General features: G+C 50.9%; 11 protein-coding genes. 2 read left to right on the forward strand and 9 right to left on the reverse strand.

Going from position 1 to position 12,531, the window contains the following annotated elements:
• Positions 1 to 1,382 (reverse strand): acyl-CoA carboxylase subunit beta (locus tag ABYT30_RS08800; protein WP_373096064.1); only part of this gene is annotated, 1,382 nt, incomplete at its 3' end.
• Positions 1,383 to 1,716: 334 nt separating this feature from the next.
• On the opposite strand from ABYT30_RS08800, the gene pabB reads away from it, so the two are divergent.
• Positions 1,717 to 3,096, forward strand: a complete 1,380-nt coding sequence (pabB, locus tag ABYT30_RS08805; protein WP_373096066.1) for an aminodeoxychorismate synthase component I — start codon at positions 1,717 to 1,719, stop codon at positions 3,094 to 3,096.
• On the opposite strand, the gene thrH is transcribed toward pabB, so the two are convergent.
• From thrH to ABYT30_RS08825, 4 genes are all read right to left on the reverse strand, one after another.
• Positions 3,065 to 3,682, reverse strand: a complete 618-nt coding sequence (gene thrH, locus ABYT30_RS08810; protein WP_373080154.1) for a bifunctional phosphoserine phosphatase/homoserine phosphotransferase ThrH — start codon at positions 3,680 to 3,682, stop codon at positions 3,065 to 3,067. The two genes, pabB and thrH, sit on opposite strands and share 32 nt — an antisense overlap.
• Positions 3,683 to 3,876: 194 nt before the next feature.
• A complete protein-coding gene (gene cysB, locus ABYT30_RS08815; protein ID WP_373080155.1) occupies positions 3,877 to 4,851 on the reverse strand; it encodes an HTH-type transcriptional regulator CysB in 975 nt (324 codons plus the stop codon).
• A gap of 101 nt (positions 4,852 to 4,952) precedes the next feature.
• Positions 4,953 to 5,864: a 5'-nucleotidase gene (locus ABYT30_RS08820; protein WP_373080157.1), complete on the reverse strand. Its 912-nt coding sequence runs from the start codon at positions 5,862 to 5,864 to the stop codon at positions 4,953 to 4,955.
• Between the two features lie 85 nt (positions 5,865 to 5,949).
• Positions 5,950 to 7,440 (reverse strand): serine protease, encoded by a 1,491-nt coding sequence (locus ABYT30_RS08825; protein ID WP_373080159.1) that lies wholly within the window; start codon positions 7,438 to 7,440, stop codon positions 5,950 to 5,952.
• Between ABYT30_RS08825 and alr the strand changes: the two genes are divergently transcribed.
• Positions 7,435 to 8,511, forward strand: a complete 1,077-nt coding sequence (gene alr, locus ABYT30_RS08830; RefSeq protein WP_373080162.1) for an alanine racemase — start codon at positions 7,435 to 7,437, stop codon at positions 8,509 to 8,511. The two genes, ABYT30_RS08825 and alr, sit on opposite strands and share 6 nt — an antisense overlap.
• Positions 8,512 to 8,553: 42 nt before the next feature.
• Here the strand turns inward: alr and ABYT30_RS08835 are convergent, their stop codons facing one another.
• From ABYT30_RS08835 to ABYT30_RS08850, 4 genes are all read right to left on the reverse strand, one after another.
• On the reverse strand, positions 8,554 to 9,894 hold the full coding sequence (locus ABYT30_RS08835) for an alanine/glycine:cation symporter family protein (RefSeq protein ID WP_373080198.1): 1,341 nt from the start codon (positions 9,892 to 9,894) through the stop codon (positions 8,554 to 8,556).
• A 47-nt stretch (positions 9,895 to 9,941) separates the two neighbouring features.
• Positions 9,942 to 10,985, reverse strand: a complete 1,044-nt coding sequence (locus ABYT30_RS08840) for a 1-aminocyclopropane-1-carboxylate deaminase/D-cysteine desulfhydrase (protein ID WP_373080165.1) — start codon at positions 10,983 to 10,985, stop codon at positions 9,942 to 9,944.
• A gap of 51 nt (positions 10,986 to 11,036) precedes the next feature.
• Positions 11,037 to 11,375, reverse strand: a complete 339-nt coding sequence (gene yajC, locus ABYT30_RS08845) for a preprotein translocase subunit YajC (RefSeq protein ID WP_373080168.1) — start codon at positions 11,373 to 11,375, stop codon at positions 11,037 to 11,039.
• A gap of 99 nt (positions 11,376 to 11,474) precedes the next feature.
• Complete coding sequence (locus ABYT30_RS08850; protein WP_373080169.1) at positions 11,475 to 12,245, reverse strand: exodeoxyribonuclease III; 771 nt, start codon at positions 12,243 to 12,245, stop codon at positions 11,475 to 11,477.
• Positions 12,246 to 12,531: the final 286 nt, after the last annotated feature.

Consider the following 12,531-nt stretch of genomic DNA (forward strand, 5'->3'; position numbering starts at 1 on the left):
CCCATTACCGCTAAGCGGGTGGTGGGCAGCGCGCAAACAAAATCTGCGCCTGTTGGGTAGTTGTTAAACGCCGCGTAAGCACCGCCGAAGGCGTTGCGCACAATCATCAAAAAGCGCGGGGTGCGCAGATCGATAATGGCGTCGAGCATGGCGCGGCCAGCTTGCACAATACCGCCCGCCTCTTGCTCTTTACCAGGCAGGAAGCCAGTGGTGTCTTCCATGAAGATCACCGGAATATTGTAAACATTGCAGAAGCGGATAAAACGCGCATTTTTATAAGCCGCGTCAATATCGATTTGGCCAGAGGCCACCGCTGAGTTATTGGCGACAAAACCAACGACATTCCCGCCCATACGTCCTAGCGCGCAGACCGTATTGCGAGCCCGCTCAGGCTGGATTTCAAAGAAATCGCCGTGGTCACACATCTGCTGAATAATAATGCTGATATCGAAGGGGGTGTTAAAACCAGTGGGGCTATTAAATGCTTTCTTTAAAAGCAGATCGATATCCCAAGTTTTACGGGTAATCGGGTCGGAAGTAGGCTGAAAAGCCGGTGCTTCGCTGCTATTACTCGGCAGGTAATTTAGTAACTCTTTCACTTTACGCAGCGCCGCAACTTCGTCCGGCACTACAAAGTCGGTTACACCGGACTTAGAGTGAACACTTGGTCCGCCCAGTTCGTCAGCAGTAACATCTTCGCCTAGCACCGACTTAACAACGCCGGGACCGGTCAAACCGAAGAAGGTGTCGTTGGGTTGAATAACAAACGACCCCTGACGCGGCAAGTAGGAACCGCCGCCGGCGTTATAGCCGAACATACACATAATCGACGGTACAACACCGTTGATTTTACGTAATGCGGTAAACGCTTCAGCATAGCCGTCAAGACCGCCTACACCGGCAGGGATATAAGCACCCGCGGAATCGTTCATACCAACCAGTGGGATACCCAGCTTGCCCGCCAAGCGGAATAAATTGGCCAGTTTGGTGCCGTTAGTGGCATCCATCGAGCCGGCACGGACGGTAAAGTCGTGGCCGTAAATAGCGACATCGCGGCCGTTAACTTTTAACACTGCAGTTACCAGCGAGGCGCCATCAAGGTTTTTGCCCCAGTTTTGATAAAGGATCTTCGGTTCAGTGCCCGCGTCAGCTAAAACATCAATCCGTTCCCAGATCGACATACGCTTCTTTTCGTGCTGTTTTTGGAAGCCCTTCACACCCGCCATTTTACGGGGGCGCTGCTGCAGGTCATAGCCTGCTTTTAGCGCTGCTTCATAAAGACCGGGGTCGTAATCAATTTGACCGGGAACAGTGAATTCAAGCTCAGATTTCTGCTCGAAGGGGTTTTCTAATGAGGGAGTGAGTTTTGCTATTTTTGTCATGCCTGTCAGTTCCAGCTACATTTAATTGTTAACCCGCGAACATACCGCATGCGTGCCCTTTTATGCGTTTCTGAAGTTTCAGAAACTGGGGGGGCTTACGCCTGCAAGCATATTGAATTGCGGATAAAATGAGAACTAACCGTTCTGTGTGGTGCGTTGACGGCTTGGTGTTTCTCAAAGCGGCGGCTAACAGTACTGGGAACAGCCCGCTCTGTCAATCTGAACGGCCATCCTAGACAACACCTAAACACGATAAAACGCTAGATTTTTCAGGCTCATAGCACGTAAAATCGGCCACTGTCCGCTGTCTTGTATTACTTCTGAGCAACACTCCATGGCTAGCCTTTGCCGCATACCTTTACCCTATCGCCGCGACAGCAGCAGCTACTTTGCCGCAGTTAAGCATCTGCCGCTGCCGGTCTATTTAGACAGCGCGGCCGATCACAGCGATCGCGGCCGCTGGGACATCATTTGCGCTGAACCAGAAGAGGTTATTTCTTCAAAAACAATAGATTATAGCGATAAAGACACCTTAAGCATTAGGATAGCAAGCACGCTTAAGCGCATTGATCGCGATTATATAGACTCCCCTACTCTGCCTTTTAGTGGCGGCGCTATCGGCTATCTCAGCTATGAATTTGGCGAGGAATTACAACTAGGCTTGAGCCCCAGCGCTCAGATCCCCACGTTTCACATCGCCATCTACCCCTGGTTCGTTCTCGTCGACCACCACCAACAGCGCTGCGAATTGATCGCCCAGCCGTCGCTAAGCCAAGTGAGGCTCACTGAACTTAGCGCCCTTTTAACTCCGATTGATGCACCGCCGAGCGCGAAAAAATTTCGCCTTACCAGCCCCTTTGTAAGTTCGCTTAAAAAAGACGATTACACCAAGGCCTTCAACAAGGTCAAAGCCTATATTGACGCGGGCGACTGCTATCAAGTCAACTTGACCCGCGAGTTTACCGCGTCCTACCAAGGTGATCCTTGGCAAGCGTATTTGCAATTGCGGGCAGCGGCTGCAGCGCCATTCTCTGCATACATGGATTTTGGCGACAGCCAGTTTCTATCCCTATCCCCTGAGCGTCTACTCGCTGCGCAAGAGCGGCAACTGCAAACCCAACCTATAAAAGGCACAGCAGCGCGCAGCGATGACCCACAAGAAGACTCAGCACTGGCCACCAAACTGCAAAATAGCGCCAAAAATCGCGCCGAAAACATCATGATCGTCGATCTATTACGCAATGACTTCAGCAAGAGCTGCCAAGCCGAAACCGTCGTAACTGAAGCGCTCTGTGAATTGCAAAGTTTCCGTACCGTCCACCATCTCGTCAGTACGGTTACCGGAACATTGCGGGATGAACGTAGCGAATTTAGCGCCCTCCTCGACTGTTTCCCCGGCGGCTCTATCACTGGAGCCCCCAAACATCGTGCGATGGAGATAATTAGCGAAATTGAGCCGCACCGACGCTCACTTTATTGCGGAAGTATTTTTTACTTGGGGCCGAACGGCAAGATGGACAGCAATATCGCCATCCGCAGCTTTGTTTGTAAGCAACAGAAAATAACGGGATGGGCTGGCGGCGGAATAGTCGCCGACTCAGTACTTAACGAAGAGTTCATTGAAACTGAAACCAAGATCAGCAAGCTACTCGAAGCGCTTGCTGACCTGGGCTTAAAGCCTATTACAGACTCAGATTACGCGAAGAAGCCTTAATAAATTCAAGCTTAAGCGCCTCATAATCGTGAACCGCCGGAAACTGCGGAAACTCCTTGATTACATTGGCCGGCGCTTTAAACAAAATACCAGCATCAGCTTCCGCTAACATAGTGGTGTCATTATAAGAGTCACCAGCGGCGATAATCCGGTAGTACAAGGTCTTAAGCGCGAGCACGGCTTGACGCTTAGGGTTAACTTGGCGGATTTTGTAATCGACCACTTTACCCAAACTATCAGTTTCCAACTTATGGCATAGCAGCGTAGGCCAACCCAGCTGCTTCATTAGCGGTGCGGCGAACTCGTAAAAAGTATCCGAAAGAATCACCACTTGGAAACGCTCGCGCAACCAATCCAGAAACTCCCGCGCCCCTTCCATTGGCTCCATATCGGCGATCACTGCCTGGATATCCGGTAAGCCCAAACCATTTTCTGCCAGCAAACGCAGACGCTGCTGCATCAGCACATCGTAATCAGGAACATCACGGGTGGTTGCCTTCAAGGCCTCAATACCGGTGCGCTCGGCAAAATCGATCCAGATTTCAGGGATCAATACCCCTTCAAGGTCAAGACAAGCAATTTCCACAAAAATACTCCTAAGAAAATGAATAAATGCGCTGGACGCAATAAAAACCGCGTCAATCTAACGGCTTGGGCTTAATAAAGCAATGCTGAGGGCCAAGTCGGACGTCAGCGGTCTGATGTCGGACGTAAAGCTAAAATCGACACATTTCCCTTGAATTTCCGTCCGACGTCCGACATCAGACTTTCGACGCTCCCTCAATACATCGGCAATTCAATATCAGCAAACAAGGCATCGAGTTCAATCTTGCTGTGGCATTGATAGGCTTTGTCGACAAGGTCTGGGGTTAGGTGCGGAGCAAAAAGCTCGACAAAGTCATACATGAATTTACGCATATAGGTGCCCCGCCGGAAGCCGACTTTAGTGACACTGGGCTCAAACAGGTGACTGGCATCGAGCGCAACGAGATCACCATCGGTAATAGGGTCGTAGGCCATTTCCGCTACTATTCCTATGCCGAGACCGAGACGCACATAGGTTTTGATCACATCAGCGTCGGTGGCAGTAAATACCACTCGGGGCTCAAGGCCTTTGTTTAAAAAGGCTTCATCCAATTTAGAGCGGCCGGTAAAACCAAACACATAGGTGACAATGGGGTGTAACGCAACATCTTCAATGCGTAGGTTTTTTAACGCTGCCAGGGGATGATCCTTGGGCACCAAAATGGTTCGGTTCCAGCGGTAGCATGGCATCATAATTAAATCGCTGAACAGCTCCAATGCTTCCGTGGCAATCGCAAAGTCGACGCCAAAATTAGCAGCAAGCTCGGATATTTGCATCGGTGTGCCCTGGTGCATATGCAGAGACACCTCGGGGTAGCGGTCGATAAAGGTTTTGATCACCTTAGGCAGCGCATAGCGCGCTTGAGTGTGGGTGGTTGCGATGGACAAACTGCCCTTTTTTGGGTTTTTAAACTCTTGAGCAATATGCTTTATGCTCTCGGTTTTGTAGAGAATTTCGCCAGCTGTTTTTAAAATCGCCTCGCCTGCCGGTGTAATACGGGTCAAATGCTTGCCATTTCGGGCGAAAACCTCAACTCCCAACTCGTCTTCCAGCATTCTAATTTGTTTGCTGATTCCGGGCTGCGAGGTAAACAGGCTTTGCGCGGTTGCAGACACATTCATTTCATGGTGCGCAACTTCCCAGATATAGCGCAACTGCTGCAACTTCATACGGTACTACTCCTTAAAATAACGCAATCTGAAATTACATGAACTTGATTTTTATTGTATTAGTCAAAGTTAGAGCAAACACAAGCATGACTATTTAAGCACTATTTATCGATTATATTCGCAATTCCATGGGGGACATGGCCAGTCGACACATGCTCCTTTGCAGATTCGCAATGGCCAGGCTGATCATCAAAAAACACATCCGCACCATAGGCTGCCAAAAACTCGCCTTTCTCAAGACCACCGAGAAACAGCGACTCATCGATCCGAATATTCCATTCCCGTAACGTTCTAATTACCCGTTCGTGCGCTGGCGCTGAGCGCGCCGTAACAAGTGCTATACGTATTGGCGGCGCATTATCAGGAAACTCAGACTGCAAGCTATTCAGTGCTGCCAAGAAGGCCTTAAATGGACCGCCGCTCAAGGGCGTGTTCGCTGCCGCGACCTCACTGGCGGTAAACGCGTCGAGACCATCGCGCTTGAACACTTGCTCAGCTTCGTCGGAAAAAATAACGGCGTCACCATCAAAAGCAAAGCGCAGCTCCCGCTTACCCTGCTGGGCCGTCTTTTTCGATCGCGGCAGTAAGGTTGCTGCGGCAACGCCGCTATCAAGTGCTCGGCGGACATCTTCAGCATTGGTAGATAAAAAAAGATGGCAGCCAAAGGCGGAAACGTACCTATAGGGGCTCTCGCCACCGCTGAACGCGGCGCGGCTAATATTTAAACCATAATGCTTAATTGAGTTGAACACCCGCAAACCGGTGTCCGCCGAATTACGCGACAATAGAATGACCTCAACTTTGGCGTCGTCTAAATAGTCATTCAGTTGTAAAAGGCGTTCGACAATGCCAAAGGCTTCGCCAGGTGCGAGAACCTCATCTTCGTGGTCTATTTGGTATTTTTGATAGGCCGCCAAGCCCTCTGCCTCGTACACGCGATGGCTTTCATCCAAATCAAATAATGCTCTGGATGAAATCGCGACAACAAGTTTATTCTCAAATCCTTTGGGCATAGACGTATTTCTAAGGGCGATAGGCTCACTATACAAGATGCCCAAGCTAAGGCAAGAAAACTGCACGCTCACTCGACCTAGAAAGCTATATAGCGAGCGCCCTAAACATCTTTAAATTATTCGCCCCACTCTCTATAAGGAGGTTTATATCAGCAATAATCCCGCCATTTAATGCCGAAAAGACCGGCTGATTTATTTCTCCACTATGCACTCTTGCCGACAAAACTCCGACGATATGAGGCTCGCCAGCAATCGTTTGCAGTAGCGCTGCACCACTTTGGCCCTCATAACTGACGCAATCAAGGCTATACAGGTCGCTTAGCAATGAATCACCGCGAAGCCATAATCCAGCCCGGCATCGCGAAAACCATAAGCTGTCTCGCTCTTTGTCGCTGGGATAAGCAAAACTGTCTACCCACGCTCCTGCGCGATCATCGCTGGGTGCCGCGAGACGTGGCTTGGTGCTTATCGCCAGTGCAGTAGACAGCTTAATGAGGGCCACATCCGAGCCGCTGTAGCGAGCGACATCCCCCGAGAGCTGGTCAGCGGGATTGTGCCCGGCATGCACCCATACCGCCGCAACCGAAATCGAATTACCAAGCGTTAACGGTGACGCAATATAGCGAAGGCTCACAAGGTTTTGCGAACCATCCGCCGCATATAGGCAGTGCGCGGCTGAAATCAACCACCGGCCATTTAAATGGGTCGCCGTACAGCGGGCCTCATACAGACTGCCATCGCGCTGAATAAATCGACTAATTAATACCCCAGTGTCCGGTGCCGAATCTGGCGTTCGCCAAACTTGATGACGGCTGTCACGAACTTCCCCCGCCGCTGTTAGACCAGCTTGCTCGGGATATAAGCCCCTAAGCGCCGGCTCAAACTCAATGTCGCGCTTACTATTAGCGACTTCACTCGCCCGCGCCCAGGCAAGTTTCAGCGTGCCCTCATGGCGGAGCAAAAGCCGTATTTGCGGACCACGCTTCGTCAGTACGGCAATAATATTGGGCCTCTCAATCACCTGACGATACTGCCGATCAGCGTAGATCAGCGCCTGAATTGGCCTTAACGGCGGCAGTATATTGAGCAGTTGATTTAGCGTCGCCAGCGCCTTGTCACGGCGCAAAGGCTCGCCGCTGTCGATTTCTCGCTGAAATTGCCGCAGGGCTTCTTCTGCGCTATCGCTGTCGTCCAAGCCTGCAAGAACATAAGCACTGCGTAAAAATCGTAAATCATAGGGCCACTGCTCAACCTTACGACTGCGCAGCGCATAGTCGTAGGATTTTGCCAAATTTGCTCCGATATCAGCGCTGCCCCAAAAATATAATTGCGCCAGATCCTGTGCTAGCAAAGCACAGAGACCTGCTGTTCCCTGCTCAATCGCCAATAAACCCTTAATGGCGTCGGCACTTGGGAATAGATCTCCGGCCGCGTTTTTAGGATAAACACTATTTTGACAATCGGCACTAACGGCCACCGAATACAGTAAAAAACCGCCAAGTAAGCACCGGCGTGCTATTAACGGCAGGCCAAGCCCGCTAAAATTCAACAAAGTTTTGAGTCGGTGCTTATGCATAGAACAACATGGATAGAACTCAGTAGCGAGGCGCTTCGTCACAATGCCAGCGTGGTGCGCCAGCTTGCCCCCAATGCGGCCATTTTAGCGATGGTGAAAGCCAATGGCTATGGCCATGGCGCCCACTGGGTTGCCGAACAATTAAAACAGCACGTAAATGGCTTTGCCGTTGCCCGGATCAGTGAGGCTCGCGTCTTGCGCGACGCGATGCCCACTAGCCCATTACTCCTGCTGGGTACATTAGTTGATAAGGACTTGCTGCTTACGTGCGCCGGCCTTGAGCTGGATATCGTTATTCATGATATCGCTTCAGCCAAACTTCTCGCTAACACCCCACTGCCGAAGCCCATTAGCGTGTGGCTTAAGATGAATATCGGTATGAACCGTCTCGGCTTGTCTGCGGCGGAGTTTAGAGAAGCTCACCTTTTGCTCAGTGGTAAACCTCACATCAGCAGTATCCTGCACATGAGCCACTTTAGCGACGCCGAAGACATCGATGCGCGACTGACCCAGCAGCAGAGCCAAAAGCTGCGCACGCTGAGTCTAGAGCTGGGCAATTCCCCCATCAGCATGGCAAATTCGGCGGCCATTATCAGCCATCCAGAGTCCCATCTCGATTGGGTTCGCCCTGGTATTATGCTTTACGGCGACGACCCCACTCAGCGCTTAAGCAATGAATTGGCGTTAAAACCTGTTATGACATTCAAGGCCAAAATCATCGCTACCAGAGAGGTGGCCAAGGATGAGGGCGTCGGCTACAACCACCGCTGGCGAGCAAGTGGCTCGGCGCGCATCGCAACAGTGGCCGCCGGTTATGCCGACGGCTACCCTCGCCACGCTCCAGACGGCACCCCTGTTTTAGTCAATGGCCAACGTGCAAGTGTGGCCGGCCGGGTATCAATGGATTTAATGACAATTGATGTTAGTCACCTACCTGCAACCGCCATTGGCGACGAAGTCACTCTATGGGGCGAGGGCCTCCCCGCTGCTGAGGTCGGTGAGCACTGTGGAACAATTAGCTACGAATTGTTTACCCGAATCACTGCACGCGTCAGTCGCTTTTATTGCTAAGAGAGATACGGGGCGAACTAAGGCCGCCCCGCTTCGCCCTGGTCACGATTGTGCAAGAATACTGGGCAAGCGCTCTTTAGTAAGGCGAAATACGACTGGACTCAACAATAACAAGGCAATTAAATTGGGAATGGCCATCAAGGCATTTAGCGTGTCTGCCAGCAACCAGATGAAACCGAGGTTCGCCATCGCACCCACAGGGATAGCTAAAACCCAGGCAACTCGAAACGGCTTAACCCCTTTCTCGCCAAAAAAGTATACGACACAGCGCTCACCATAATAAGACCAGCCCAGCATGGTGGTAAAAGCAAAAACCGCTAAGCCCACTGCAACAATGTAGTGTCCGCCGGGAATCAGGGCTTCAAATGAGCTTGCCGATAATGCCGCACCGGTTTCCCCAGTTTGCCACTCCCCCGACAGTAAAATCACAAATCCAGTGACGGAGCACACTAGAATAGTGTCAATAAAGGTCCCGAGCATGGCGATCATGCCCTGGCGCACCGAATTATTGGTCTTTGCCGCAGCATGGGCAATTGGCGCGCTACCGAGACCCGCTTCGTTCGAAAAGACGCCGCGAGCAACGCCGAAACGAATAGCAGCCACAATACCTGCGCCGGCAAAACCACCTACCGCCGCCGTACCGTTAAAGGCAGAGTAGAATATTAATTCGACCACCCCCGGCAGCGCAGAAATATTCATTAACAACACCAGAATACCGACCGCCATATAGGCAATTGCCATAAATGGCACCAAATAACCGGCGACACTGGCAATGCGTTTTACCCCACCCAATATCACTAGCCCCACGCCAATAAACATCACCAGCGCACTGATCCAAACAGGTACGCCAAAGGCACCGCTCATTGCATCAGCGACCGAGTTGGCCTGCACAGTATTGCCAATCCCGAAACCAGCAACGGCGCCGAACACGGCAAAACACGTTGCCAACCAGTGCCAGCGCTTGCCGAGGCCATTTTTAATGTAATACATTGGGCCGCCGCTAAAATTTCCTTCGCTGTCCTGCTCACGGTAATGCACGGCACAAACCGCCTCCGCGTATTTGGTGGCCATTCCAACCAGCGCCGTACACCACATCCAGAACAGCGCACCAGGCCCGCCAAGGGCTATCGCCGTCGCCACCCCCGCAATATTACCGGTACCTATAGTCGCAGAAAGCGAGGTCATTAAAGCCTGAAAGGGGCTAATTTCACCCTCTCCCGGCCCACTCTTGCGACCGGCCAGTAATAACTTAAACGCAGGAACAATCTGCCGTATCGGCATTAAGCGCAGACCGGCCATCAGGAAAGCGCCAGTGCCAAGTATGAGCACCAGCATTAACGGCCCCCACACCACGCCATTAACTGCCCCGACTATTGTGCTTATCTGCTCCATTCCCTTTCCTTATTGTTGTATTTTGTAAGTGAAAAAATTTAGATATTTAAAAAATCAAACTGACTGCGCTGGGGAAACAGTCCGTAAACCCCACCGGTATGCATAAACACAATATCACCAGTGCTGCCGAAACGGCCTTTTTGAAGCTGATCCAACATGCCGAAAAAGGCCTTCCCGGTATAGACTGGGTCAAGTACCAAGCCTTCAGTAGCGGCGACATCGGCAATACAGCGGAAAATCTCGGTATCAGCTTGTGCATAGCCAGGCCCGACATAGCCATCAATCACCTTAACCGAAAGTGAGTCAAGATTTATGCCAGTCTGATAGCGCGCTTCCCAACTTTTGAGATCACTATCGACCTTATTTACAAACCACGCCTCATCATCACAGACATTCACCCCCCAAACTTGGGCGTCTATGGCGTAGGCGCTAACGCCAGCAGTTAACCCCGCCTGAGTTCCTCCGGAGCCAGTGGCGCAAATAATATGTTTGGGATCAATATCACAACGCCTAAAGTCCTCCTTTAATTCCGCACAAGCCTGCACATAGCCCCACACGCCAATCGCATCAGAGGCGCCAGTAGGAATAATAAAGGCTTTACGGCCGCCTTTCGCATAGGTTTCTTGGCAAGCACGGAGCAAGGAATCCAGTTCGCGCTGAAACTGCGCTGGCGGATAATAAGAAATCTCCGCACCAGCCAACTGATCTAACAATAAATTGCCGTCGGCGCTGTCGGCTCGACGTCCCCGCAACAATAAATGACATTTAAGCCCCAGTTGCGCGCAGAGCAAGGCCGTGGCTCGGCAGTGATTTGACTGCAGTCCGCCGCAGGTGATAACCGTATCGCAACCCTCGGCAAGTGCTTGGGCCAGATTAAATTCCAATTTGCGGATTTTATTGCCAGATAAAACGCTTCCACTTAAGTCATCGCGCTTGACCCAAATACGAGGCCCAGCAAACCGCTCACTGAGACGACTGAGCAGCTGTAGGGGCGTGGGAAGCTGAGCTAAATGCAGCCGTGGCGGATTAATCGAGCTTACAAAATCAGGACTTGAGGTGTTTCGACGTGATTCATCAGGCATATTGTCACCTGTAGAGAATAGCGCCCTGCGGCCGCAGAGCGCGGGCAATGTTTAAATTGCTTTCAGTGTGCCCTTAGGCAGTACTGCATGAATTGAAGAGCGCTGGAATTTAAGCTCAACATTATCGGTAACGCTAAGAACAACATAGCTATCGTCAATTTTAGTGACTTTGCCCAAAATACCGCTGGTTGTCACAACTTCGTCACCCTTGGCCAGTGCAGCAACCATGGCAGCATGCTCTTTCTGACGCTTGCGCTGAGGACGAATAGCAATAAAGTAAAACAGACCAAACATTAATACCAAAAAGCCAATCTGAAATAACTCGCCACCTGGGGGCGCACCAGCGGCACCGGCTGTCTGGGCATGGGCTTGGGAGATGAAAAAACTCATTACACGTCCTTCTCAATCAAACAATTACTTAGAATAACACTGCTGACAAGGCGCCAGCAGTACTGAAAATACGCCTGCCATAGTACACAAGGCCAAACTTCAAAGCGAGTAATCGTAGTCCATCGTAAAGGGCGCGTGATCAGAAAAACGCTCGTCGGTATAGACGTCTGCGGCCTTAATCGTTGGCACCAAGCCGGGCGTAATCACGTGATAGTCCAGCCGCCACCCCACATTATTGGCATAGGCCTGCCCCCGATTCGACCACCAGGTATACACCGGTTCTTGATTGATCTCGCGAAAGGCGTCAACAAAGCCGCCCTCGTCATAAACTTTATCAAGCCAGGCGCGCTCGTGAGGCAGAAAGCCCGAGTTCTTTTGATTCGCCTTCCAATTCTTTAAATCAATTTCTTTATGGCAGATATTCCAATCAGCACAAATAACCAACTCCCGACCACTTGCCTTGAGTTCAAGAAAATGGGGGTAAATTTTATCGAGGAAAATATCTTTGCGGGCCTGCGCCTCCTCACCACTAGAACCTGATGGTAAGTACATTGAAATAACACTGATATTGTCGTAATCGGCACGGATATAGCGCCCTTCGCTGTCAAGAGGATCCCAGCCCAAGGCGGTAGTCACCTTATTCGGTGGCTTTTTACAGTACATTGCCGTGCCGCTATAGCCTTTCTTAATAGCGTCACAGTATACGGTGGTATAGCCTTCAGGGTGATAGAGAGGGTCTTCCAACTGATCGCGCTGAGCTTTGGTTTCCTGAATACAGACGATATCTGCATCTTGTTTTGCCAACCACTCAAAAAAACCTTTACGGCCAGCTGATCGAATACCATTGGTATTCGCTGTAATAATACGCACCAGTACAACTCCTCTAATAAAATTCGGTGGCCAGCTTACCAAAAACCCACAGGAGCCGGTTCACTTTTTCGCTGGAATTCTATTCATCCATTTGGACCATGCCCAGCGAAGGCGAGTAGCCCTAATATAGGGCGACATAATACATGGGCAGACATGGACAACACTATGAGCCAATCAAGCTTGGAAGGTTTACTGGCAATCGAGCAAATTAAAAAGCTCAAATACACCTACCTACGCGCAGTCGACACCCACAATTGGGAATTGCTCGCGAGCACATTAACTGCCG

This window comes from Zhongshania sp., from assembly GCF_041623545.1.
GTDB lineage: Bacteria > Pseudomonadota > Gammaproteobacteria > Pseudomonadales > Spongiibacteraceae > Spongiibacter.